19 protein-coding genes and 2 pseudogenes are annotated in these 23364 nt (G+C 71.6%); 15 read left to right on the top strand and 6 right to left on the bottom strand.

The genetic code is table 11. The annotated features are described in order from the left end of the window. Nucleotides 1-19: 19 nt before the first annotated feature. A complete protein-coding gene (locus AB5L52_RS13570; protein ID WP_351024253.1) occupies nucleotides 20-604 on the top strand; it encodes a TetR/AcrR family transcriptional regulator in 585 nt (194 codons plus the stop codon). A 63-nt stretch (nucleotides 605-667) separates the two neighbouring features. On the opposite strand, the gene AB5L52_RS13565 is transcribed toward AB5L52_RS13570, so the two are convergent. Then, a complete protein-coding gene (locus AB5L52_RS13565; protein ID WP_369364188.1) occupies nucleotides 668-1870 on the bottom strand; it encodes an MFS transporter in 1203 nt (400 codons plus the stop codon). 47 nt (nucleotides 1871-1917) lie between these two features. Between AB5L52_RS13565 and AB5L52_RS13560 the strand changes: the two genes are divergently transcribed. Then, nucleotides 1918-3330 carry a PLP-dependent aminotransferase family protein gene (locus AB5L52_RS13560; RefSeq protein WP_369364186.1) on the top strand — a complete coding sequence of 471 codons (1413 nt, stop codon included), beginning with the start codon at nucleotides 1918-1920 and terminating at the stop codon, nucleotides 3328-3330. A 244-nt stretch (nucleotides 3331-3574) separates the two neighbouring features. On the opposite strand, the gene AB5L52_RS13555 is transcribed toward AB5L52_RS13560, so the two are convergent. Next, nucleotides 3575-4807, bottom strand: coding sequence for a helix-turn-helix domain-containing protein (locus AB5L52_RS13555; RefSeq protein ID WP_351024263.1), 1233 nt, complete (start codon nucleotides 4805-4807; stop codon nucleotides 3575-3577). A 165-nt stretch (nucleotides 4808-4972) separates the two neighbouring features. Between AB5L52_RS13555 and AB5L52_RS13550 the strand changes: the two genes are divergently transcribed. From AB5L52_RS13550 to AB5L52_RS13540, 3 genes are all read left to right on the top strand, one after another. Beyond that, nucleotides 4973-5899, top strand: coding sequence for a proline dehydrogenase family protein (locus AB5L52_RS13550; protein ID WP_351024265.1), 927 nt, complete (start codon nucleotides 4973-4975; stop codon nucleotides 5897-5899). Nucleotides 5900-5938: 39 nt separating this feature from the next. Further along, nucleotides 5939-7570 carry an L-glutamate gamma-semialdehyde dehydrogenase gene (gene pruA, locus AB5L52_RS13545; protein WP_351024267.1) on the top strand — a complete coding sequence of 544 codons (1632 nt, stop codon included), beginning with the start codon at nucleotides 5939-5941 and terminating at the stop codon, nucleotides 7568-7570. Nucleotides 7571-7667: 97 nt separating this feature from the next. Further along, the gene (locus tag AB5L52_RS13540) at nucleotides 7668-8207 is read left to right on the top strand and encodes a GNAT family N-acetyltransferase (RefSeq protein ID WP_351024270.1); all 540 of its coding nucleotides are present in this window, start codon (nucleotides 7668-7670) and stop codon (nucleotides 8205-8207) included. A 16-nt stretch (nucleotides 8208-8223) separates the two neighbouring features. Here AB5L52_RS13540 and AB5L52_RS13535 read toward each other — a convergent pair. Then, nucleotides 8224-8545: pseudogene (locus AB5L52_RS13535) on the bottom strand (NADP-dependent oxidoreductase); the annotation flags it as partial. 362 nt (nucleotides 8546-8907) lie between these two features. On the opposite strand from AB5L52_RS13535, the gene AB5L52_RS13530 reads away from it, so the two are divergent. The 3 genes from AB5L52_RS13530 (at nucleotide 8908) to AB5L52_RS13520 (ending at nucleotide 11502) form a co-directional block, all read left to right on the top strand. Then, the gene (locus tag AB5L52_RS13530; RefSeq protein WP_351024273.1) at nucleotides 8908-9039 is read left to right on the top strand and encodes a hypothetical protein; all 132 of its coding nucleotides are present in this window, start codon (nucleotides 8908-8910) and stop codon (nucleotides 9037-9039) included. Nucleotides 9040-9122: 83 nt separating this feature from the next. Beyond that, nucleotides 9123-10166 (top strand): 3-isopropylmalate dehydrogenase, encoded by a 1044-nt coding sequence (locus tag AB5L52_RS13525; RefSeq protein WP_351024276.1) that lies wholly within the window; start codon nucleotides 9123-9125, stop codon nucleotides 10164-10166. Nucleotides 10167-10413: 247 nt separating this feature from the next. Continuing rightward, complete coding sequence (locus tag AB5L52_RS13520; protein ID WP_351024279.1) at nucleotides 10414-11502, top strand: branched-chain amino acid aminotransferase; 1089 nt, start codon at nucleotides 10414-10416, stop codon at nucleotides 11500-11502. Here the strand turns inward: AB5L52_RS13520 and AB5L52_RS13515 are convergent. After that, complete coding sequence (locus AB5L52_RS13515; RefSeq protein WP_351024281.1) at nucleotides 11499-12968, bottom strand: cytosine permease; 1470 nt, start codon at nucleotides 12966-12968, stop codon at nucleotides 11499-11501. The genes AB5L52_RS13520 and AB5L52_RS13515 overlap by 4 nt on opposite strands. Nucleotides 12969-13112: 144 nt before the next feature. Here AB5L52_RS13515 and ureA point away from each other — a divergent pair, with 144 nt between their 5' ends. From ureA to AB5L52_RS13480, 7 genes are all read left to right on the top strand, one after another. Continuing rightward, nucleotides 13113-13811 (top strand): urease subunit gamma, encoded by a 699-nt coding sequence (ureA, locus tag AB5L52_RS13510; RefSeq protein ID WP_369364182.1) that lies wholly within the window; start codon nucleotides 13113-13115, stop codon nucleotides 13809-13811. Next, nucleotides 13808-15532 carry an urease subunit alpha gene (locus AB5L52_RS13505; RefSeq protein WP_369364180.1) on the top strand — a complete coding sequence of 575 codons (1725 nt, stop codon included), beginning with the start codon at nucleotides 13808-13810 and terminating at the stop codon, nucleotides 15530-15532. The genes ureA and AB5L52_RS13505 overlap by 4 nt, the downstream gene beginning before the upstream one ends. Before the next feature lie 16 nt (nucleotides 15533-15548). Then, a complete protein-coding gene (locus AB5L52_RS13500; RefSeq protein WP_369364179.1) occupies nucleotides 15549-16589 on the top strand; it encodes an agmatine/peptidylarginine deiminase in 1041 nt (346 codons plus the stop codon). Nucleotides 16590-16608: 19 nt separating this feature from the next. Further along, complete coding sequence (locus AB5L52_RS13495; RefSeq protein WP_351024292.1) at nucleotides 16609-17217, top strand: TetR/AcrR family transcriptional regulator; 609 nt, start codon at nucleotides 16609-16611, stop codon at nucleotides 17215-17217. A gap of 54 nt (nucleotides 17218-17271) precedes the next feature. Next, nucleotides 17272-18594 (top strand): MFS transporter, encoded by a 1323-nt coding sequence (locus AB5L52_RS13490; RefSeq protein ID WP_369364177.1) that lies wholly within the window; start codon nucleotides 17272-17274, stop codon nucleotides 18592-18594. A gap of 286 nt (nucleotides 18595-18880) precedes the next feature. Continuing rightward, nucleotides 18881-20491, top strand: coding sequence for a citramalate synthase (cimA, locus tag AB5L52_RS13485; RefSeq protein WP_351024298.1), 1611 nt, complete (start codon nucleotides 18881-18883; stop codon nucleotides 20489-20491). Nucleotides 20492-20504: 13 nt separating this feature from the next. Then, nucleotides 20505-20957: a VOC family protein gene (locus AB5L52_RS13480; protein ID WP_351564947.1), complete on the top strand. Its 453-nt coding sequence runs from the start codon at nucleotides 20505-20507 to the stop codon at nucleotides 20955-20957. Nucleotides 20958-20984: 27 nt separating this feature from the next. Here the strand turns inward: AB5L52_RS13480 and AB5L52_RS13475 are convergent, their stop codons facing one another. Together AB5L52_RS13475 and AB5L52_RS13470 are read right to left on the bottom strand one after the other, a co-directional pair. Continuing rightward, the gene (locus AB5L52_RS13475; protein ID WP_369364175.1) at nucleotides 20985-21584 is read right to left on the bottom strand and encodes a GPP34 family phosphoprotein; all 600 of its coding nucleotides are present in this window, start codon (nucleotides 21582-21584) and stop codon (nucleotides 20985-20987) included. 131 nt (nucleotides 21585-21715) lie between these two features. Then, nucleotides 21716-23215, bottom strand: a pseudogene (locus AB5L52_RS13470) (glycoside hydrolase family 30 beta sandwich domain-containing protein); the annotation flags it as partial. Between the last annotated feature and the right edge of the window lie 149 nt (nucleotides 23216-23364).

The following is a 23364-nucleotide window of genomic DNA, read 5'->3' as shown; positions in this document are numbered from 1 at the left end:
CGGCGGTAGGGTGGTGCGCATGGGACACCGTGAGGATCTGCTCGAAGGCGCCAAGCGCTGCCTGCTGGAGAAGGGGTTTCTGCGTACGACCGCGCGGGACATCGTCAAGGAGTCGGGCACCAACCTGGCGTCGATCGGCTACCACTACGGGTCGAAGGCCGAGTTGCTGGTGCAGGCCTACATCTCGCTGATCGAGGGTGTGGGGGAGCGGTTCGACCCGGAGCCCGGCGGGAAGGTGACGCAGCCCCCGGGGACGCTGGAGCGCTTCCAGGAGGTGTGGGCGAGCATCATCCGCACGGTGCCCGAGTCGCGGGCGATCTGGCTGCTCAGCTTCGAGCTGATGTTCCAGGACGAGCGGCTGGAGGAAGTGCGCAAGCTCCTGGCCGAGGCGCAGAAGGAGGGCCGCTCGGGGCTCGCGGCCATGTTCAGCGGTGTCCCGGAGGCCGACCTCGACAAGGAGGCGGTCGAGACCGAGGGCCGCCTCTACCAGACGCTCCTCAACGGCCTCATGGTCCAGTGGCTCTTCGACCCGGACTCGGCGACCACGGCCGAGCAGCTCACGGAGGGGCTGCGGCGGGTGATCGACGGCGTCAGCGAGAGCTGACCAGCTGACCGCCCGTCATGCTGACGAGTATGGGTGCGTAGCTGTAGGCATGCAGCCCGCCGGTCACCCCAGGGCCCGTCCCGCCCGCCGGTCACGCAGCGCCGGGGCCAGTGCGCCCAGCATCAGCAGCCCGGTCAGCGTGAACGCCCACGCGTATCCCGTGTGTCCCGCGACGAAGCCGAAGCCCGCGGCGCCCACGCCCATGCCGCCGTCGTAGGCGAGGTTCCACAGCGCGGAGACCGTGCCGTACGAGGCGCGGGGGACGCGGCTGTACATGAGTGTGAGGGTCGCGTTCTGGGCGGCGCCGAAACCGGTTCCGAAGACCAGCGCACCCCCGAGTACGGCGACCGGACTGGAGACCGCCGCCATGACCGACATCCCGGTGGCCGACAGCAGCAGCCCCGGGATGACCAGCTGCCCGGAGCCGCGCCGGTCGCCGTACCGCCCCGCCGCCCAGCGGGCCGCGGTCGAGGCGACGCTCTGCACCAGCAGGGCCGCCGTCGCCGTACCGGCCGACGTGCGCGGGACGGCCAGCGGCAGGAACGTGACCAGGATCCCGGCGGCGAGCGCGGTGGCGGCGAAGACCACCGCGGGACGCCGCAGTCCGGCGAGACGCACGGCCCCCACCATGCCGAGCGGCTTCGGCATGCCGCCCGGTGGCCGCGTGTCCGGCGTCGGCTCGCCCTCCCGCAGCCCCGGCACCGAGGGGACGGCCGCCAGCGCCGCCACGCCCGCGGCCACGGTGACCGGCCCGTAGCCGACGTTCCCGGCCAGCCACACGCCCAGTGGCAGAGCGACGAGCGACGGGACGCCCCCGACCAGGCCGACGAGCGCGAGTCCCTCGCCCCTGCGCTGCGCCGGGATCAGCGCCGCGGTCAGGGCGCCGCCCGCGACCATGGTGAGGGCGAACCCCAGGCCTCGCACCAGGCAGACCGTCACGATCCCGGCCGGGCCGTCGGCGGCGGGCAGCGCCAGCGCGGGCGCGCCGAGCAGGACCAGCCCGGCCATCAGCGGTCCCCGGTTGCCGCACCGGGCGACGATCCAGGGCCCGGCCAGCTCGCCGAGCACCGTGGACAGCATCATCGAGCCGGTGGCGAGACCCGCCCCGCCGCGGCCGGCCTGCGCGGGCACCGCCGACAGCAGCAGAAAGAAGCTCACCAAGGCGCCGACCATGCTCACGAACCGCAGCAGCAGGGGACGGGTCAGCAACGGTGGCTGAGGGCAGGAAATCGCCTTGCTGGCAGGCGAGTTGGCGGGCGTTGTCATGCCGTCGACGCTAGGCGGCGACCGGACCCCCGGTAAGCTCCGATTCCATGCCTGTGCAGTGGGCCGGTCTGTCCCCCGAGTTGCTGCTGACCGTCGACCGGAGCAGCGGCGAACAGCTGCGCGTGCAATTGGAACGGCAGTTGCGCGACGCGATCCGCACGGGACGGCTGCGGGAGGACGAACGCCTGCCCTCCTCCCGCGGACTCGCCCGCACCCTGGGCCTGTCCCGCGGCCTCGTCCAGGACTGCTACGCCCAGCTGCAGGCCGAGGGTTACCTCGTCACCCGCGTCGGCTCGGCCACCCGCGTCGCTCCCTGTGCGCAACCCCCCGCACCGCCCGCCCCCACACCGGACCCCGAACCCCCGCGCCTCATCGCCGACTTCCGGCACGGCGTCCCCGACCTGGCCTCCTTCCCGCGCGCCGACTGGCTGTGGGCGATCAGGGAGGCGGCCCGCCGTATGCCCACGGCCGACCTCGACTACGGCGACCCGCGCGGCAGCCAGGCCCTGCGGACGGTCCTCGCCGCCTACCTCCGCCGGGTCCGCGCAGCCGCCGCCGATCCCGGCCACACTCTCGTCTGCTCCGGCTACGCCCAGGGCCTCGGCCTCACCCTCCAGGTTCTGGCCCGCACCGGTGTCCGCGCCGTCGCCTACGAGGACCCCGGCAGCCCCGCCACCGTGACGGCCTGCGCACGGGCGGCCGGCCTCACCCCGGTTCCGGTCCCGGTCGACGCGCACGGCATCGACGTACGGGCCCTGGACGCGACCGGAGCGCGCGCGGTGATCGTCACCCCCGCCCACCAGTGGCCGACCGGAGTCGTCCTCGCACCGGAACGCCGCCAAGCACTCCTTGCCTGGGCGCGGCGGCGCGACGCCTACGTCATCGAGGACGACTACGACGCCGAGTTCCGTTACGACAGGGAGCCGGTCGGCGCCCTCCAGGGCCTTGCGACCGACCGGGTGATCTCGATCGGCACGGTCAGCAAGTCCCTCGCGCCCGCCCTGCGCATCGGCTGGCTGCTGTGCCCGCCCGCGCTCAGCGCACCGCTCACCGAGCTGAAGCACATCGCCGACCGCGGTACCCCCACCCTCGACCAGCTGGCCCTCGCCCTGCTCATCGAGTCCGGCCGCTACGACCGCCATCTGCGCCGCATGCGCGCGACGTACACGGCCCGCCGCACCGCCCTGGTCGCGGCCCTCGCCACACACGCGCCGCGGGTACGGCTGACGGGGCTGGCCGCCGGTTTCCACGCGGTGGCCCACCTGCCGGACGGGACCGGGGAAGGACGGGTGCTCACCGAGTCCCTGTCCCGCCGTGTCGGCCTGTACGGCATGAGCGCCTGCCGGGCCTCACGGGCGCCCGATCCGCCCCAACTGGTCCTGGGCTTCGGCGATGTTCCGGAGCGGGCGATCACGGAGGGCATCGCGACGGTGGCCGACCTGCTCGACGGACGGAGGTGAGACCGGGCAAGCCGTACCCAGCCGGGCCCGAACCGTCTTGCCGACCTCGGCCCTCAGGAACCAGTCCAGCTCCTCCGCGAGTTGAGCGACGACCAGCAGTCCCCGACCACGTTCGCCTCCGGCGTGCGCGCGGCCCGGTTCGGGGAACGCCCGTACCGGGCCGGACACGTCCACGAGCAACCCGCCGCCCTCCAACTCTGCGAGCCGCAGCCACAGTTCATGTCGGCCAGTCGTGGGTGAGAAGTCAGAGCCGCGCCCGCTTCAGTGCCATGTGCAGCAGCAGTCGGTCCTCGCCGTCGTCCAGGTCGAGGCCGGTCAGCTGCTCCACGCGGGACAGGCGGTAGTACAGCGTCTGCCGGTGGATGCCCAGCGCAGCGGCCGCGCGGCCGGCCTGGCCCGCGCAGTCGAGGTAGACCTCGGCGGTGCGGGCCAGCTCCCGATGGGCGGGGGAGAGGAGCGCGCCGACGACGGGATCGTGCGCGGCCTGCGGCGGCAGCGCGGTCAGCAGCCGGTACGGCCCGATGCGCGCCCACTCCGCGACCGGCCCGAACCGCGGCTCGGCCAGCGCGGCGCGCGCCGCGGCGGTCGCCTCCTGCCACACCGTCCCCAGCTCGGCGAGACCGACGCGGGGATCTCCGATGCCGGCCGCGCATGCGGCACCCGCGGCCGTCCGGGCCCCGGCCCCGCGCGCCCCCTCGGCCTCCTTCAGCAACCGCGCGGCCGCCGTCTGCGCGGGAGTGCCCACCTCCGTGGTCCGCAGCCGCAGCAGTAGCGCGAGGCTCTGCTCCGAGGCTCCCCAAGGCAGTGTGCACAGCGCCGCGGCATGGGGGATCGTACGGGCGGCCGGGGCGTCGTCCGGGTCGGCCGACGGCCAGGGGGCGACGCAGACCAGGGTGAGGGGGCCGTCGGCGCGGGAGCCGAGCGCGGTGCGGAGTTCGGCCACCGCCATGTCCTGCTGCCAGCCGCGTTCCGCGGTGAGCACCGCCCGCAGCTCCCGGCTCAGCCCGGCCCCGGCCTGAGCCTCGTCCGCGAGCAGCGCGCCGATCCGGCCGGCCACCTCCATCGCGGCGGCCAGTTGGGCGTCCGTCGGCCCCGGGTCGCCCTCCAGCAGCCAGACGTAGCCGAGCACGACGCCCCGATGGCGTACCGGGAGACAGATCCGGCCGCGGTAGACACCGGCCTCCGTGCTCGGCGGGATCCGCACCGGGCCGGTCGCGCGGGTGATGCCGAAGCCCTCGAACCACGCCCGGACGGCCGCCGTGGAGCGCCGGGTCAGGATCGAGCGGGTACGCACCGGGTCCAGCGCGCTGGGATCCAGCTCGTCGTCACTGTCGTACGCGCCGAAGGCGATCAGCTCGAAGTCGCGGTTCTCCAGGGTCGCCGGGACGCCCAGCAGCTCCGAGATCTCGTCGACGAGCTCCTGGTAGTCACCCTTGAAAGCCTTGAAATCCGCCGCCACTCGGGCATTCTCCCTCATTTCTCGGCGGCCTTCATACAGCTGTCTGAGATCCAGGGCACGGATGCGTGACAGCTGTCGATGGCTCACGATCGGAGAGATCCTTAGGTTTCACGGTGGTTCTCCGTGCCGTACCCGAATCGTCGGGTGACGGCCGTATTTGGTGCTTGTCTGTGGAGGTGCCCCGTGCTGGGTCCCGTGATTCTCGCCGCGTCGCGCAGCGACCGGATGCGACGCCTGATCTCGGCGGCCCCGGTGACCAAGCAGGTCGTCGACCGCTTCATCCCCGGCGAGACCGTCGGCGACATCGTGCCGATCATCAAGGACCTCACGGCCAAGGGCCTGGAGCTGACGATGGACGTCGTCGGCGAGGACATCACCACCCCGGAGCAGGCCGGCGCCGCCCGCGACGCCTATCTGGCGCTGATCGACCACCTCAAGGAGCTGGAGCTCGGCGAGCGCGTCGAGATGTCCGTCAAACTGTCGATGTTCGGCCAGGCGCTCCCCGGCGGCCACGAGCTCGCCCTCGCCAACGTCCGCCCGGTCGTCGAGGCCGCCGCCGCCATCGGTACGACCGTGACGCTGGACGCCGAGGACCACACCACCCTCGACTCGATGTTCGCCATCCACGAGGAACTGCGGAAGGACTTCCCGCAGACCGGCTGCGTCATCCAGGCCTACCTCTTCCGCACCGAGGCCGACGCCCGCCGCCTCGCCGCCGCCGGCAGCCGCGTCCGCCTGGTGAAGGGTGCCTACAAGGAGCCCGCCGAGGTCGCCTACCAGCAGAAGCACGAGATAGACAAGGCGTACGTCCGGGTCCTGCGCATCCTCATGGAGGGCGAGGGGTACCCGATGATCGGGTCCCACGACCCGCGCCTGATCGCCATCGCCCAGGAGCTGGCCCACAAGGCCGGCCGCAAGCTCGACGAGTACGAGTTCCAGATGCTGTACGGCATCCGCAGCGACGAGCACCTCCGGCTGGCCGCCGAGGGCCACCGCATGCGCGTCTACACCGCCTACGGCACCGACTGGTACGGCTACTTCATGCGCCGTCTGGCGGAGAAGCCCGCGAACCTGCGGTTCTTCCTCCGCAGCATGGTCAGCAAGGGCTGAGCCCGAACACCCGCTCAAGATCAAGGAGTCAAGGATCTCATGGACGCTGTGACCCAGGTCCCCACCCCCGTCAACGAGCCGGTGCACGGCTACGCCCCCGGCTCGCCCGAGCGTGCCCGGCTGGAGGCCAGGCTCAAGGAGCTGGCCGAGAACCCGGTCGACCTGCCGATGACCATCGGCGGCGAGAAGCGGATGGGCGGCGGCGAGCCGTTCCAGGTGGTCCAGCCGCACAACCACAAGGCCGTCATCGGCACCCTGCGCAACGCCACCCAGCAGGACGCGCAGGACGCCATCGACGCGGCCCTGGCCGCCGCGCCGGCCTGGCGTGCGATGGCCTTCGACGACCGCGCCGCGATCATCCTGCGCGCCGCCGAGCTGCTCGCCGGCCCGTGGCGCGAGACGATCGCCGCCTCCACCATGCTCGGCCAGTCGAAGACCGCCCAGCAGGCGGAGATCGACACCCCCTGTGAGCTGGTCGACTTCTGGCGCTTCAACGTCCACTACGCCCGCCAGATCCTCGCCGAGCAGCCCCCGGCGAACTCCCCGGGCGTCTGGAACCGCCTCGACCACCGCCCGCTGGAGGGCTTCGTCTACGCGATCACGCCGTTCAACTTCAGCGCGATCGCGGGCAACCTGCCGACGGCTCCGGCTCTCATGGGCAACGTCGTCGTGTGGAAGCCGTCCCCGACCCAGACGCACGCCGCCGTGCTGCTGATGCAGCTGCTGGAGGAGGCGGGCCTGCCCAAGGGCGTCATCAACCTCGTCACCGGCGACGGCATCGAGGTCTCCAAGGTCGCCCTGGAGCACCGCGATCTCGCGGGCATCCACTTCACCGGTTCGACCAAGACCTTCCAGTACCTGTGGAAGACGGTCGGCAACAACATCGACAAGTACCGCTCGTACCCGCGGCTGGTCGGTGAGACCGGCGGCAAGGACTTCCTGGTCGCCCACCCGAGCGCCGACCGCGCCGTTCTGAAGACGGCCCTGACCCGCGGTGCCTTCGAGTACCAGGGCCAGAAGTGCTCCGCCACCTCGCGCGCCTACATCCCGGCCTCCATCTGGAACTCGGGTTTCAAGGAGGAGTTCGCCGCCGAGGTCGACTACCTCACCATGGGTGACGTCACCGACCTGTCGAACTTCATCGGCGCCGTGATCGACGACCGTGCCTTCGCCAAGAACAAGGCCGCGATCGACCGCGCCAAGGAGGACCCGACCTGCGAGATCGTCGCGGGCGGCAGCTACGACGACTCGGTCGGCTACTTCGTCCGTCCGACGGTCGTGGTCTCCACCGACCCGGAGAACGAGATCTTCCGCACGGAGTACTTCGGCCCGTTCCTCGGCGTCTACGTCTACGAGGACGACAAGTACGACGAGATGCTGGAGCAGATGGAGTCGGTCTCCGACTACGCCCTGACCGGGGCGGTCGTCTCCAACGACCGCGCCGCGGCGGCCCACACGATGGAGAAGCTGCGCTTCGCCGCGGGCAACTTCTACATCAACGACAAGTCGACCGGCGCCGTCGTCGGCCAGCAGCCCTTCGGCGGCGGCCGCTCCTCCGGCACCAACGACAAGGCCGGCGCCCCGCAGAACCTCCTGCGCTGGACCCTGACCCGGGCCATCAAGGAGACCCTGGTCCCGCCGACCGACTACACGTACCCGCACATGGGCTGACCCCGGCCTCCCGGACGACGGGCCGGGGAGCCTGCCACGAGCAGGCTCCCCGGCCCGTTTCCCGTCCCGCCGGTCGTCCGTCGGCCACACTGGAGCCATGAGCACCGGACTGCGTCTCGCCCACACCGCCGACCTCGACCGCGCCGAACTCCGCGCCGCCCGCGCCCTGTTGGAAGCGGCGTTCGACGGTGGCTTCTCCGCCGAGGACTGGGAGCACGGGCTCGGCGGGCTGCACGTCCTCGTCCATGACGGCACCGGGCTCGCCGCGCACGGGGCCGTCGTGATGCGGCGCATCCGGCACCGGGGGCGCTGGCTGCGGGCCGGATACGTGGAGGCCGTCGCGGTACGTCCCGATGCGCGGCGCAGGGGGCTCGGCGGGCGGGTGCTGGGGGAGCTGGAGCGGGTGATCGGGCGGGCGTACGACCTCGGCGCGCTCTCGGCGAGCCCGGAGGGGGCCCTGCTCTACACCGCCCGGGGCTGGCAGCAGTGGGGCGGTCGGGTGCACGGCCTGTCCCCGGACGGGATCGTACGGCTGCCGGAGGAGGAAGGGGGCATGTACGTGCGGCCCGCGCTCGCCGGGGCGCTCGACCCCGCCGAGGAGTTCGTCCTCGACTGGCGGGACGGGGACGTGGCCTGACGTCCCTCAGACCGCGCGGACCAGCGAAGTCGTACAGCTCGTCCTGCGCGTCCCGGTGGTCCTTCACCAGGAAGCCCTCGATGCGCAGGCTCTTCTCCACGACGTCCGCGTGGTGGAACAGCACGGGCGGGGCGGCCGGGCTGTTGTACCGGCTGATCGTGCCGACCCGCACCACCCGGCCCCGCTCGCGCAACGCGCCGATGGCCGCGCCGGTGCGGTAGTCGGAGGCCGCGTCGTAACCCACCTGTTCCGTCAGGTACTTGACCCTTCTCCGGGGAGCCCGCGCTGCCGAGCACGCGGCCCGCGCCGAGCAGCCGGGCGAAGCGGCCGGCCGCCGTGCAGAACTGGCCGCCACCACCGCCGTGCGCGCCCTGATCCGCACCCTCCGTTCCCTCGGACAGCCCTCCCTCGAACGCACGAAGGCGCAGCTCAGGGCGGTGTGACGGGAGCCGCCGTCTCAGATAGTAGGAAGTCCGAGTAGTTGTGCAGACAGAAGCAGGCCGCTCCCTTAGCTTTGTAGGAGCCGAACGTCTCGCTCGATCAAGCGAATGACGGTCGTGAGCCGGGCCCCGTGCAGGCAACCCCTGCGGCCGGCGCTCCCCGCCCCTTCTGGGGGCACCTCCCACGCCCATTAGGCAGTGGGGGAGTCTCGTATCCCGTCATTGCGCACTCCGGTGATTGCAAAAAGGAGTCGATCCCCATGGCCGAGACGACCATCCGCCGCCGCGTCCGTCATGTGTCCCGCGCGAGCGAGTCCGACCGCAAGAACGCCGCCGACGCGCTCCAGCGCGCCCTCGACCGCCGGGACAACGGCGGCGAGACCGGCCACTGAGACCGGCCGCCGGGAGTACCGACACGGTGTCCGCATCGCGGACACCGCATGTCATCACCTGGGACGAGGAGTAGGGTGCCCGCATGTCTCGCAGCATCAATCTCGCAGTGATCCCCGGTGACGGCATCGGCCAGGAGGTCGTGTCCGAGGGTCTGAAGGTCCTCTCCGCCGTGCTCCCGCAGGATGTGAAGCTGGAGACCAAGGAGTACGACTTCGGCGCCCAGCGCTACCACGCCACCGGTGAGACCCTCACCGACGCCGACATCGCCGCGCTGAAGCAGCACGACGCCATCCTGCTCGGCGCCATCGGGGACCCGAGCGTCCCGTCCGGCGTCCTGGAGCGCGGCTTCCTGCTCAAGCTCCGCTTCGCCCTCGACCACCACGTCAACCTGCGGCCGAGCAAGCTGCTCCCCGGTGTGGCGACCCCGCTCGCCGGCCAGCCGGAGATCGACTTCGTGGTCGTCCGTGAGGGCACCGAGGGCCCGTACACCGGCAACGGCGGCACCATCCGCAAGGGCACCGAGCACGAGGTCGCCACCGAGGTCTCCGTCAACACGGCCTACGGTGTCGAGCGCGTGGTCCGCGACGCCTTCGCCCGCGCCCAGGCCCGCCCGCGCAAGAAGCTCACGCTGGTCCACAAGAACAACGTGCTGACCTTCGCCGGGCATCTGTGGACGGACGTCTTCAACCGGGTGGCCAAGGAGTTCCCCGAGGTCACCACCGACTACATCCACGTCGACGCGGCGACGATCTACCTCGTCACCGACCCGGCCCGCTTCGACGTGATCGTCACCGACAACCTCTTCGGTGACATCATCACCGACCTCGCCGCGGCCATCTCCGGCGGCATCGGCGTGGCCGCGAGCGGGAACATCAACCCCTCCCGCGAGTTCCCCTCGATGTTCGAGCCGGTCCACGGTTCCGCGCCCGACATCGCCGGACAGGGCAAGGCCGACCCGACCGCCACCGTCCTGTCCGTCGCCCTGCTGCTGCGCCATCTCGGCTACGCCGGCCAGGCCGACCGCATCGACGCGGCCGTCGCCGCCGACCTCACCGAGCGCGCCGCGCTGGGGACCCGCAGCACCTCGCAGATCGGCGACGCGCTCGCCGCCCGAGTAGCCGGCTGACCCGGCGCTCCCGTACGAGAAGCCGCCGGGTCGGACGACCACCCGGCGGCTTTCGCATGTCCCCGCCGGGTGCCACCATCGACCCCTGGGCCGCTGTCACCCCCATTCCGTCCGCCGCAGCCCCCGCGCGATAATCGAACGCGGAGCCGCGGTATGAGGGAAAGCTCGGACGTCCTAACACTGGTGAGTCGCAGTGACGGGGCGTGAGCGCGGCCCGTCACAACGACCGGTGAAGGACACATCACTCATGACGACGCCCATGATCGAGCTCAAGCCCTCCGCCAGCCCCCTCGCCGCCGCCGAGCGCGAGGCGATCCTGGCCAACCCGGGGTTCGGCCGCCACTTCACCGACCACATGGTGACGATCAAGTGGACCGAGGGCCGCGGCTGGCACGACGGCCAGCTCGTCCCGTACGGCCCGATCTCCCTGGACCCCTCCACCCATGTCCTGCACTACGGCCAGGAGATCTTCGAGGGGCTGAAGGCCTACCGCCAGCCCGACGGCTCGATCGCGCTGTTCCGCCCCGAGGCGAACGCCCGTCGCTTCCGGGGCTCCGCCCACCGCATGGCGATGGCCGAGCTGCCCGAGGAACTGTTCATCGCCGCGCTGGACGCGCTGCTCACCCAGGACGCCGCCTGGGTCCCGCCGCACGGCGGCGAGGAGTCTCTGTACCTGCGCCCGTTCATGTTCGCCACCGAGGCAGCGCTCGGTGTCCACCCGGCGAACGAGTACCTGTTCATGCTCATCGCCTCGCCCTCCGGCGCGTACTTCGCCGGGGGCGTCAAGCCGGTCACCATCTGGGTCTCCGAGGACCACGTCCGCGCCGTCCCCGGCGGCACCGGCGACGCCAAGACCGGCGGCAACTACGCCGCGTCCCTGCTGCCGCAGGCCGAGGCCGCCGCGCACGGCTGCGACCAGGTCGTCTACCTCGACGCGGTCACCCGCACCAAGGTCGAGGAGAGCGGCAGCATGAACGTCGCCTTCGTCTACGGCGACCGGATCGTCACCCCGGAGCTGACCGGCTCGATCCTGGAGGGCATCACCCGCGACTCGCTGCTCCAGGTCGCCCGTGACCTCGGCTACACCGCCGAGGAAGGTGTGATCACCCTGGAGCAGTGGCGCGCGGACGCGGCCTCCGGCGCCCTCACCGAGGTCTTCGCCTGCGGCACGGCCGCCGTGGTCACCCCGATCGGTCACGTCAAGACCCGGACCGACGAGTGGACCCACGGCGACGGCGCCCCCGGCGAGGTCACCGTCCGCCTGCGCCAGGCCCTGTTGGACCTCCAGCGGGGGACCGCCGAGGACCGGCACGGCTGGATGCACAAGATCGGTTAAGCGCGCGGTTCGAGGTGCCGCGAAGGGGCGTCGGGCGTCTGCGGGTCGGTCGTGGCCGATCGCGCGGTTCCCCGCGCCCCTTCGGTGCGCTCGGCGAGCGTCAGCAGCACGTACACCGCCCCGCCGACCGCCCCCGACAGCAGGAAGCTGCAGTCCACCCCGCCCGTCAGCGGCAGCAGCGGGCCCTGGTACGTCGGCAGGGACACGGCCAGCAGGCCGACGCCGGCGCCCAGGGCCCAGGAGACGGTGGCCCGGACGTTCCAGCCCGCGCGGTACCAGTAGATCCCGCCCCGTGAGCGGCGGTTGAAGACCTGCAGGGCGTCGGCGTCGTACACCCCGCGGCAGCGGGCGAAGCCGATGAGGGTGATGACGGCCCACGGGGTGCCGATCGCTGTGAGCAGCAGGACGAAGGACGTCATCGCGGACTGCGCGTTCCAGGCGTAGTGGCCGACGAAGACACAAGCCGTGGCGACGACGGCGACCGTGTAAGTGGCCCGCGCCCGGGAGGCCTTGGGCAGGATCGCGTCCAGGTCCAGTCCCATGGAGTACAGCATCAGACCGGCGTTGCCGACCGAGCCCGCGGACGCGGACAGCAGCAGCGGGATCAGGTACCAGGTGGGGGACGCGCTGACCAGCGGGCCCGCGTAGTCGGTGGCCGCGCGGGCCGCGTACGCCGTGAAGGTGCCGAAGAGCTGCGGGACCAGCAGTCCGAGGATCAGGCCCAGCCAGGTGGCGTGCAGCACTCGGCGGTCGGCGTGGCGTGAGGGGGAGATGTAGCGGGTGTAGTCGCCCAGGAGCGTGATGAAGGCGATGGGGCCGGACAGGCCCGCCGCCACGGCCGCCAGGAACCAGGTCGGCCAGAAGGAGCCCAGCAGATAGCCGCCCGTGCCGGACAGCGCCGAGGTCGTGAAGTGCGGGGCGTAGGCGAGGATGCCGAGGACCAGCAGGGCCGTCATGCCGATCGCGAGGACGCGGGACATGGCGAGCAGCACCCGGTAGCCGTAGACCGCGCCCGCGACGGTCGCCGCCGCGAGCACCGCGTAGACCACGGCGTACGACACCCCGTCCGCGGGCAGCCCAGTCATCCGGCCGAGCACGCCGATCATCACGTCCCCGCCGATCCACACGGTCAGCGCCGTGTAGCCGAGGGCGAGGAGCAGGCCGACGACCGAGCCGACCAGCCGGCCCCGGACGCCGAACTGGGCCCCGGAGGACGTGGACAGGTTGGTCGCGGTGCGCAGCGAGACCAGCGCGAGCGGCGCCGTGAACAGGGTGCCGATCACCGTGCCCGCGACGATCGCGCTCACCGACGCCCACCAGCCGAGCCCGAAGGACGGCGGCAGCCAGCCGAAGATGATCACCCCGAGGCAGAGGTTGGAGCCGAGCAGGATCGAGACGAGGTCGCGCGGACCACTGGTCCGCTCCTCGTCCGGGATGGTGTCGACTCCGCGCTGTTCGATCGGCATGGGTGGGTCTCCTTCGACTACCGCCAGAGGGTTAGAGCGACGTTCAATGTCCGTGAAGCGTTGCCTGCAGTCAATGCTTCTGTTTCATGAATTCCGTGTTTAGAGTGATGCTCTAACCTGGGGATGGCAAGGAGGTGCCGCGACATGAGACTGACCCCCACGGAACGTGACCGGCTGCTGCTCTTCGGAGCTGCCGAGCTGGCCCGGGCCCGCCGGGCGCGCGGCCTCAGGCTGAACGTGCCGGAGGCGACCGCGCTGATCGCGGACACCGTGTGCGAGGGCGCCCGGGACGGCAGACGGCTCGCCGAGGCCATCGAGGCGGCCCGGTCCGTGCTCGGCCCCGAGGACGTGCTGCCGGGCGTCGCCGACGTCGTCACCGAGGTGATGGTCGAGGCCGTCTTCGACGACGGCTCCCGGCTCGCCGTGGTCTCCGACCCCATCGGCGGCGGCCTCGGCGAGCGGGCACCGGGCGCGCTGCTGCCCGGACCCCAGCACACCGACCCCGCGCCGGCGCTCCGGCTCACGGTCACCAACACCGCGACCGTGCCGGTCTCCGTCACCTCCCACTTCCACTTCTTCGAGGCCAACCCGCGCCTCGACTTCGACCGCGCCCGCGCCTACGGCATGCGGCTCGCCGTACCCGCCGGATCCTCGGTCCGCTTCGGGCCGGGCGAGAGCGAGGAGGTCGGCCTCGTGCCGATCGGCGGCGAGCGCATCGCGATCGGCTTCGCCGGACTGGTCGACGGGCCGCTGGACGCGCCCGGAGCGAAGGAAGAGGCCCTGCGCCGGGCCGCCGCATGCGGATACCTGGGAACGACGCCGGAAGGAGGCGAGGAGCGATGAGCCGCTCGAAGGGACGCGAGGTGAGCCGGGCGATCCAGGTCGACCCGCATGCCTACGCCGCCACCCACGGCCCCCGCGCCGGCGACCGCATCCGCCTCGGCGACTCCGGGCTCACCGTCCGCGTGGAGTCCGACTCCCAGCGCTGCGGCGACGAGTTCCTGGCCGGCTTCGGGAAGACCGCCCGGGACGGACTGCACCTGAAGGCCGCCGCCGTCCGCGAGACCTGTGACGTGGTCATCAGCAACGTGGTCGTGATCGACGCCGTGCAGGGCATCCGGAAGGTCTCCATCGGCATCCGGGAGGGGCGGATCCGCGCCATCGGGCGCGCCGGGAACCCCGACACCCTCGACGGCGTGGACGTCGTCGTCGGCACCGGCACCTCGATCGTCTCCGGTGAGGGGCTGATCGCCACCGCCGGGGCCGTCGACACCCACGTCCATCTGCTGTCGCCGCGCATCATGGAGGCCTCCCTCGCCTCCGGTGTCACCACGATCATCGGGCAGGAGTTCGGCCCGGTGTGGGGCGTCGGCGTCAACTCGCCCTGGGCGCTCAGGCACGCCTTCAACGCCTTCGACGCCTGGCCGGTCAACATCGGCTTCCTGGGCCGGGGTTCGTCCTCGTCCGACGCCCCGCTCGTCGAGGCGCTGGCCGAGGGCGGGGCGAGCGGCTTCAAGGTGCACGAGGACATGGGCGCCCATACCCGGGCCCTGGACACGGCCCTGCGGGTCGCCGAGGAGCACGACGTCCAAGTGGCCCTGCACAGCGACGGGTTGAACGAGTGCCTGTCGGTCGAGGACACCCTGCGCGTCCTCGAAGGCCGGACGATCCACGCCTTCCACATCGAGGGCTGCGGCGGCGGGCACGTGCCCAACGTGCTGAAGATGGCCGGCGTCCCGAACGTCATCGGCTCCTCCACCAACCCCACCCTGCCCTTCGGCCGGGACGCGGTCGCCGAGCACTACGGCATGATCGTCTCCGTCCACGACCTCAAGCCCGACCTGCCCGGCGACGCCGCCATGGCCCGCGACCGCATCCGCGCCGGCACCATGGGCGCCGAGGACGTGCTGCACGACCTGGGCGCGATCGGCATCACCTCCTCCGACGCCCAGGGCATGGGCCGCGCCGGTGAGACCGTCCGCCGTACGTTCGCCATGGCCGGCAAGATGAAGGCCGAGGCCGGGCCCCTGGAGGGCGACGGCGAGGGCGACGACAACGCCCGCGTCCTGCGCTACATGGCCAAGCTGACCATCAACCCGGCCATCGCGCACGGCCTCGCCCACGAGGTCGGCTCGATCGAGGCCGGCAAGCTCGCCGACATCGTGCTGTGGCGCCCGGAGTACTTCGGCGCCAAGCCGCAGCTCGTCCTCAAGTCCGGCTTCCCGGCGTACGGCGTCGTCGGTGACCCGAACGCGGCCACCGACACCTGCGAACCCCTCGTCCTGGGACCGCAGTTCGGCTCGTACGGCGCCACGGCCGCCGACATCTCCGTGGCGTTCGTCGCCCAGGCCGCCCTCGACCAGGGGGGCGACCAGATGCCCACCCGGCGCAGGAGGGTCGCCGTGCGCGGCACCCGGGGCATCGGCCCCGCCGATCTGCGGCTGAACGCCCGTGTCGGCGCGGTCGACGTCGACCAGCGCACCGGTCTGGTCACCCTCGACGGCGACCCGCTGCGCTCCGCGCCCGCCGACTCCGTCTCCCTCAACCGCCTCTACTTCCTCTAAGGATCCGGGAATTCACATGACCACCCCCGCCGCCGACGGCTTCCGTATGCCCGCCGAGTGGACCCCGCACGAGCGCACCTGGATGGCGTGGCCGGGCCCCAACCCCACCTTCGAGGACCCCGAGGACCTCGCCGCCTCCCGTGCCGCCTGGGCGTCGGTCGCCCGCGCGATCACGCGCTTCGAACCGGTGACGGTGGTGTGTGGCCCCGGCCAGTCGGCCGAGGCGCAGGCCCTCCTCGGCCCCGCCGTCGCCACCGTGGAGCGCGAGCTGGACGACGCCTGGATGCGCGACATCGGCCCCACCTTCCTTACCAACGGCCAGGGCGAACTGGCCGCCGTGGACTGGACGTTCAACGGCTGGGGCGCCCAGGACTGGGCTCGCTGGGAGCACGACTCGAAGATCGCCGCGTATGTCTCCGACCTCGCGGGCGCGAAGACGTACGCCTCGCAGCTGGTCAACGAGGGCGGCGCGATCCACGTCGACAGCGAGGGCACCGTGCTGCTGACGGAGACGGTCCAGCTGGGCCCGGAGCGCAACCCGCACTGGTCGCGCGCGGAGGTCGAGGCCGAGATCCACGCCCACCTCGGCACCCGGAAGGCGATCTGGCTGCCGCGCGGCCTCACCGGCGACTACCCTCCGCACGGCTTCGGCACCCTCGGCCACGTCGACATCGTCGCCGCGTTCGCCCGCCCCGGCGTGGTCGTCGCCCACCACCAGCCGGACCCCGCGCACCCCGACTTCGAGGTCACCCGGGAGGTCATCGGCCTGCTGAAGTCGGCGACCGACGCGCGCGGCCGCAGGCTGGAGGTCGTCGAGGTGCCCGCGCCGACCGTCCTGGAGGCCGACGGCCACTGGGCCGACTACTCCTACATCAACCACTACCTCTGCAACGGCGGCGTGGTGCTGTGCGGCTTCGACGACCCGCGCGACGAGATCGCCGCCGGCATCTTCCGCCGGCTGTTCCCCGAGCGGACGGTGACCCTGGTGGACGCGCGTACGATCTTTGCGGGTGGGGGCGGCATCCACTGCATCACCCAGCAGCAGCCGAAGGCATGAACATGTAGGAGAGTCACAGATGGCCGGTGCGGCACGGGCGCGGAAGAACGCGCCGCCGCGCGAGGAGGTACTCGCCGCCGCCATGGACATGATCGCCGAGCGCGGTCTGGAGAAGCTCACCATGGCGGCGCTCGGCCGTGAGGTGGGGATGAGCAGCGGCCATCTCCTCTACTACTTCCACTCCAAGGACGAGCTGCTGCTGCAGACCCTGGAGTGGAGCGAGGGCCGGCTGGGCATGGAGCGCGGCCGGCTGCTCGCCCGTCCCGGGACGGCCCGGGAGCGCCTGTCCGCGTACGTCGACCTGTACGTGCCCGACGGTCACCGCGATCCGCACTGGACGCTGTGGCTGGAGGTGTGGAACCGCTCGCAGAACGCGGACGACGAGGCGCGAGCCCGCCAGGCCGCGATCGAGGGGGCCTGGCATCGCGACCTGGTCGCGCTGATCGCCGAGGGGATTTCGCGGGGGGAGTTCCGCAGGGTGGACGCCGATCGCTTCGCGGCGCGGACGCGTGCGCTGCTGGACGGTTTCTCCATCCATGTCGCCATTGGGCTGCGCGGTACGGATCGTGGCCAAGTACTCGCGCATGTGCGGGAGTTCATCGCGGACGGACTCCTCGCCGGCACCTGAGACCCGGACCGGGCAAAGGAATCCTTTCCTCCGGCGCCGGGCAGGTTACGCGGCATGGGACGACAACAGTGGAAGAAGATCTGGGTCGGGTCCGCGGGGAACATGGTCGAGTGGTTCGACTGGTTCGTGTACGCGAGCTTCGCCACCTACTTCGCCGGGGCGTTCTTCCCGAGCGGGAACCCCACCGCCCAGCTGATGAACACCGCCGGCATCTTCGCCGTCGGCTTCTTCATGCGCCCGGTGGGCGGCTGGCTGCTGGGCCGGGTCGGTGACCGCAAGGGCCGCAAGGCGGCGCTGACACTGACCGTCTCGCTGATGTCGGCCTCGGCGATCCTCATCGCCGCCGCCCCGACCTACGCGGTCGCCGGCTACGGCGGCGCGCTCGTGCTGCTCGTCGCCCGGCTGCTGCAGGGCCTGTCGGTGGGCGGCGAGTACGCGGCCAGCGCCACCTATCTCACCGAGGCCTCGGACCCGAAGCGGCGCGGATTCGCCTCCAGCTTCCAGTACGTCTCCATGACCGCAGGCCAGATCGTCGGGCTCGGACTGCAGATCGTCCTCCAGCGCACCATGTCCGACAGCGCGCTGCACAGCTACGGCTGGCGCATCCCGTTCATCGTGGGCGCGCTCGGCGCGGCGATCATCTTCTATCTGCGCCGCGCCATGCTGGAGACGGAGGTGTACGAGGAGGACACCTCGCACGCCGAGGAGCGCGGCACCCTGCGCGCGCTGTGGCAGCACAGGCGGGAGGCGTTCCTGGTCATCGCCCTCACCATGGGCGGCACGGTGGCGTACTACACGTACACCACCTATCTGACGAAGTACCTGTCCAACTCGGCCGGCCTGTCCAAGCAGACCGCGACGCTCGTCTCCTTCACCGCGCTGATCGTCTTCGCCTGTCTGCAGCCGCTCGCCGGCGCGCTGTCGGACCGGATCGGCCGCCGTCCGCTGCTCATCACCTTCGCGGTCGGCTCCACCTTCCTCACCGTGCCGATCATGACCCTGCTCCAGCACGCGGGCGGCTTCTGGCCGGCGCTCGGGCTCGCCCTGCTCGCGCTGGTCGTCGTCACCGGCTACACCTCCATCAACGCCTGTGTGAAGGCCGAGCTGTTCCCGACCGGCGTGCGCGCGCTCGGCGTGGCCCTGCCGTACGCCCTCGGCAACGCCCTGTTCGGCGGCACCGCGGAGTACATCGCCCTGTGGTTCAAGAAGGCCGGGATCGAGTCCGGCTACTACTGGTACGTGGCGGGCTGCGCCGCGGTGTCCCTGGTGGTGTACGTCAGCATGCGGGAGACGAAGGACCTGGACCTGGCCCGGGTGAGGGCCGGTCAGGAAGCCGGGGCGGGGTCCGGGGAGTCCAGCCTGACGCCCGCATCCTGAGACGGCCGGTGAGCCGGGGGCCGGGCTGTGCCAGACTGCCCCCGTGCTCTCGTTCGCCATGATTATCGGCAGCAGGCGCGCCGGTCCGCAGTGACCACACGTACGACCAGGTACGGGTGGCCATCGTCGTCCTCGACCCGCGCGCAGACCTCTCGCACCCGCGAGGGGTTTTTTCGTTTTCCGGCCCACCATCAGCCGGGGAGCGCAGCGCGAGGGACCATTGGGGGGACGGTGGAGCCGGTCATTCCGGTAAGACCGAAGATCCACATTCAGGAGCCTTGAGACCATGACCGAGACGGCAACCAGCGAGCTCGACGACTCGTTCCACGTCTTCGACACCACGCTGCGCGACGGCGCGCAGCGCGAGGGCATCAACCTCACCGTCGCGGACAAGCTCGCCATCGCCCGGCACCTGGACGACTTCGGCGTCGGTTTCATCGAGGGCGGCTGGCCCGGCGCGAACCCCCGGGACACCGAGTTCTTCGCCCGCGCGCAGGCCGAGATCGACTTCCGGCACGCCCAGCTGGTCGCCTTCGGCGCGACCCGCCGCGCCGGCGCCAAGGCCGCCGAGGACCCCCAGGTCAAGGCCCTGCTCGACTCGGGCGCCCCGGTGATCACGCTGGTCGCCAAGTCGCACGACCGGCATGTGGAGCTGGCGCTGCGCACCACGCTGGACGAGAACCTGGAGATGGTCCGGGACACCGTCTCCTACCTGCGGGAGCAGGGCCGTCGCGTGTTCGTCGACTGCGAGCACTTCTTCGACGGCTACCGCGCCAACGCGGAGTACGCGAAGGCGGTCGTCCGTACGGCGTCGGAGGCCGGCGCGGACGTGGTGGTGCTCTGCGACACCAACGGCGGCATGCTCCCCGCCCAGATCCACGCGGTCGTCGCCACGGTCCTGGCCGACACCGGCGCCCGGCTCGGCATCCACGCCCAGGACGACACCGGCTGCGCCGTCGCGAACACCCTGGCCGCGGTGGACGCGGGCGCGACCCACGTGCAGTGCACGGCGAACGGCTACGGCGAGCGCGTCGGCAACGCCAACCTCTTCCCGGTCGTCGCGGCCCTGGAACTGAAGTACGGCAAGAAGGTGCTGCCCGACGGCAGGCTCCGCGAGACGACGCGGATCTCGCACGCGATCGCCGAGGTGGTCAACCTGACTCCCTCCACCCACCAGCCGTACGTGGGGGTGTCCGCCTTCGCCCACAAGGCCGGCCTGCACGCCTCCGCGATCAAGGTCGACCCGGACCTGTACCAGCACATCGATCCCGAGCTGGTCGGCAACACCATGCGCATGCTGGTCTCCGACATGGCGGGCCGGGCCTCGATCGAGCTGAAGGGCAAGGAGCTGGGCATCGACCTGGGCGGCGACCGCGCACTGGTCGGCCGGGTGGTCGAGCGGGTCAAGGAACGCGAGCTGAAGGGCTACACGTACGAGGCGGCGGACGCGAGCTTCGAGCTGCTGCTGCGGACCGAGGTCGAAGGCAGGCCCCTGAAGTACTTCGACGTGGAGTCCTGGCGGGCCATCGTCGAGGACCGCCCCGACGGCACCCACGCCAACGAGGCCACGGTGAAGCTGTGGGCCAAGAGCGAGCGGATCGTCGCCACGGCGGAGGGCAACGGCCCGGTCAACGCCCTCGACCGCGCCCTGCGGGTGGCGCTCGAAAAGATCTACCCGCAGCTCGCCAAGCTGGAGCTGGTCGACTACAAGGTCCGCATCCTGGAGGGCAAGCACGGCACGTCCTCCACCACCCGGGTCCTGATCTCCACCTCCGACGGCACGGGCGAGTGGTCCACCGTCGGCGTGGCGGAGAACGTCATCGCCGCCTCCTGGCAGGCCCTGGAGGACGCGTACACGTACGGACTGCTGCGGGCGGGCGTGGAGCCGGCCGAGTAGCCACAGTGGAGGGATGAGCGACGACGCGCACGACCTCCTGTCCCGGGCCCGCGTGGCGACCCGGCTGCCCGCCGGGGACCTGGAGCGGGCCCGGCGCTTCTACGCCGAAAAGCTCGGCCTGGAACCCGTGGACGAACGCCCCGGCGGGCTGCTGTACCGGTGCGGCGGGATCGACTTCGTGGTGTTCCGCTCGACCGGCGTCTCACCGGGCACCTTCACCCAGATGGCCTTCGAGGTGGACGACCTCGACGCCGTCGTGGCGGAGCTGCGGCGCCGGGGCGTGGTCTTCGAGGAGGTCGACGTGCCCGGCATGCGCACCGTGGACGGCATCGCCGAGATCGAGGGCAACTACCTGAGCAAGGGCGCGCGCGGGGAGCGAGGCGCCTGGTTCCGGGACAGCGAGGGCAACCTGCTGGGGGTGGGCCAGCCGGTCCACAGGTCCCCGGAGCCCTTCTTCAGGCCCTAGACGTGCTGTCCACGTGCTGTCCCGGGCTCAGGGTGCCCGCCAGATGTTGTCGAAGGCCACGTTCTCGATGCGGCGCCGCTCGCGCACGGCCCCCAGCTCGGTCACCGCGTCGCCGACCGCCACCAGGACGGTGACGACCGCCTCGTCGCCGGGCTCCTCCTCGGGCGGCCGCTCGCCCTGGATGCCCAGGGCGGCGGCGAGCCCGGCGAGCACCGGCTCACGGGACCACCAGCGGTCGGCGGCATGGCGCCGGGCCGGGGTGTCGGCCGCCGTGGCCTTGCCGGCCCGGTGCGGCCAGCGGGGCCGCTTCCCGGAGAGCTGCCCCGCGGCGTCCAGGGCGTCGTAGTAGGCCACGGCCAGCCCCTCCCCCCGGCGCCACAGCCAGTCCTCGACCGTCTCGTACGGCTCCCCCCGCACGAGCGCCGCCCCGGCCTGGTCCAGCATCCGGTCGCCCGTGGTCAGCACGGGACCGGGCACGATGCGCTCGCCGTCCAAGGTGAGCGCCCGCGCCCCGAGAAGGTCGATCAGCTCGGCCCCCGCGAGCGCCAGCGAGAGATCACCCTGCTCGACGGGGTGCTCACCGGGCACATCGAGGCTGACGAGGAACAGATCCTGCGGTGTGGTCATACCCATACCATGTGCCGCCGGGCACCGAACCGCAGCACGGCGACACACATCCGGCCGGCTGTCCACATAGTCGCGTGGGTGGGCACAGGGCGGAGCCCGCTGGTGCGGGACTGTTACCGCAAGTGCCCGGCAAAGGCCCCGCTGCGACCGCCGCCGTCCGACTGCGTACCGGACCAGGTGAAGGTCGCCGAGGTCTTCCCGGGCAGCGCGTAAGTGGCGTGCTGCGCGCCCCAGTCGATGGTGATGGTCTGGGCGGAGGAGGAGCCGTTGTAGGCGATCAGCGCCTTGCTGCCGTCCGGGTTCCGCCAGGCCACGTTCGGCACGGCGGCCGACGCCGTCGAGGCGATCCGCTGGGCGCCCGGCCGTACGAACTTCGTCAGGTGCCCCATGTCGTAGTACTCGACCGTGTAGTCCACCGTCCCGCTCGCACCGTCCCCGTTGTGCACGGTGATCAGCCCGGTGCAGGTGCCGCACCCCCCGTTGTGCGGGCCCATGTCCTGGTCCACGGCCAGCGACCACTTGGTCACCGACTTCGCCCAGTTGCGGGTGTAGTCGATGATGTTGGACATGTCCTCGCGCTGCTGGTCGGCGATCCAGGTGCCGCCGGAGTGCTCGGTGCCGAACGCGTCCAGCGAGGGGTACCGGTCGTGCACGGCCGACTGCTTGCCGACGTCACCGCCGTACCCGTGCCAGGCGATCCCGCCGAAGTTGGGGTGGTTGCGGATCGCCGCGTCGTCGACGGCCTGGGCCGCGTAGGAGTCGTAGGTGTCCCAGTTCCAGTCGTGGGCCAGGACCTTCGTCGACAGGCCCGCCGACTGCAGCCGCGGCAGCAGGTCGTTCTTGAGGAAGTAGTCGATCCCGCTGGCGTTCCAGCTCATGGACGGGTAGCCGGAGCAGCAGGTCGGCTCGTTCTGCGGGGTCACGTACGAGACGTCGACCCCCTGGTCCTTGTAGGCCTGGAGGTACTTCACGAAGTAGCCGGCGTACGCCCCGTAGTCCTCGGCCTTCAGCCAGCCGCCGTCGAGCGAGCCGCTGTCCTTCATCCAGGCCGGCGCCGTCCACGGCGAGGCCATCACCGTCAGCGAGGGATTCAGCTGAAGCGCCTGCCTGGTGAGTGGCACCACGTCCGCCAGGTCGTGCGCGATCGAGAACCGGGACAGGGACGGGTCCGTCTGCCCGGACGCCACGTCGTCGTACGTGTAGCCGTACCGTGCGAGGTCCGACGCGCCCATCGGATTGCGCAGGAACGACAGCCCGATGCCGTCCGCCGGCGAGAACAGCTTGCGCATGGTCGCGTCCCGCGTGGCCGGGGACAGCGCGCCGCTGCTGTTCATCAGCCAGGCCGCGGTGTCCGTGAACGACGCGCCGCCGCCGGTGAAGGCCTGGTACCGGGTGTTCTCGTCCACGGTGATGTTCGTGCCGTCGCCGCCCGTGCCGGACTGGAAGGCGACCGGCGCCTGCGCCTGCAGACCGCGTACGACATGCCGGCCGCCGGCGTCGTCGGTCGTGGTCAGCCAGGGGGTGACCGGCTCACCGGCCGCGTGCGCGGCGGGGGGTACGGCGGCGGTGAAGCCGGCGGCGGAGAGCAGCCCGGCCAGCAGCAGCCGGGCCGTGCGGGGGATTCTCCTCATGGTGCGTCGCCCTTCCTCTCGGGTCGACAGAGCGGGGAATGACAGAGACCGGCACAACTGACGTGCCGTCTTGACGGGTTGGGAATCCGTCAGTTAACTCACGGCGTGATCTAAGCCATGAGTGAACCATGAGAGCCGAGGGAAGGTCC

Source organism: Streptomyces sp. CG4 (genome assembly GCF_041080655.1).
In the GTDB taxonomy this organism is placed as follows: Bacteria; Actinomycetota; Actinomycetes; order Streptomycetales; family Streptomycetaceae; genus Streptomyces.
This window is presented reverse-complemented; position numbering and strand designations above follow the sequence as displayed.

Bases quoted from the DNA above. Each gene is read 5' to 3' on its own strand.
- AB5L52_RS13570 (WP_351024253.1), top strand. From the start codon at position 20: ATGGGACACCGTGAGGATCTGCTCGAAGGCGCCAAGCGCTGCCTGCTG.
- AB5L52_RS13565 (WP_369364188.1), bottom strand. From the start codon at position 1,870: ATGACAACGCCCGCCAACTCGCCTGCCAGCAAGGCGATTTCCTGCCCT.
- AB5L52_RS13560 (WP_369364186.1), top strand. From the start codon at position 1,918: ATGCCTGTGCAGTGGGCCGGTCTGTCCCCCGAGTTGCTGCTGACCGTC.
- AB5L52_RS13555 (WP_351024263.1), bottom strand. From the start codon at position 4,807: ATGAGGGAGAATGCCCGAGTGGCGGCGGATTTCAAGGCTTTCAAGGGT.
- pruA (WP_351024267.1), top strand. From the start codon at position 5,939: ATGGACGCTGTGACCCAGGTCCCCACCCCCGTCAACGAGCCGGTGCAC.
- AB5L52_RS13540 (WP_351024270.1), top strand. From the start codon at position 7,668: ATGAGCACCGGACTGCGTCTCGCCCACACCGCCGACCTCGACCGCGCC.
- AB5L52_RS13530 (WP_351024273.1), top strand. From the start codon at position 8,908: ATGGCCGAGACGACCATCCGCCGCCGCGTCCGTCATGTGTCCCGCGCG.
- AB5L52_RS13525 (WP_351024276.1), top strand. From the start codon at position 9,123: ATGTCTCGCAGCATCAATCTCGCAGTGATCCCCGGTGACGGCATCGGC.
- AB5L52_RS13520 (WP_351024279.1), top strand. From the start codon at position 10,414: ATGACGACGCCCATGATCGAGCTCAAGCCCTCCGCCAGCCCCCTCGCC.
- AB5L52_RS13515 (WP_351024281.1), bottom strand. From the start codon at position 12,968: ATGCCGATCGAACAGCGCGGAGTCGACACCATCCCGGACGAGGAGCGG.
- ureA (WP_369364182.1), top strand. From the start codon at position 13,113: ATGAGACTGACCCCCACGGAACGTGACCGGCTGCTGCTCTTCGGAGCT.
- AB5L52_RS13505 (WP_369364180.1), top strand. From the start codon at position 13,808: ATGAGCCGCTCGAAGGGACGCGAGGTGAGCCGGGCGATCCAGGTCGAC.
- AB5L52_RS13500 (WP_369364179.1), top strand. From the start codon at position 15,549: ATGACCACCCCCGCCGCCGACGGCTTCCGTATGCCCGCCGAGTGGACC.
- AB5L52_RS13495 (WP_351024292.1), top strand. From the start codon at position 16,609: ATGGCCGGTGCGGCACGGGCGCGGAAGAACGCGCCGCCGCGCGAGGAG.
- AB5L52_RS13490 (WP_369364177.1), top strand. From the start codon at position 17,272: ATGGGACGACAACAGTGGAAGAAGATCTGGGTCGGGTCCGCGGGGAAC.
- cimA (WP_351024298.1), top strand. From the start codon at position 18,881: ATGACCGAGACGGCAACCAGCGAGCTCGACGACTCGTTCCACGTCTTC.
- AB5L52_RS13480 (WP_351564947.1), top strand. From the start codon at position 20,505: ATGAGCGACGACGCGCACGACCTCCTGTCCCGGGCCCGCGTGGCGACC.
- AB5L52_RS13475 (WP_369364175.1), bottom strand. From the start codon at position 21,584: ATGACCACACCGCAGGATCTGTTCCTCGTCAGCCTCGATGTGCCCGGT.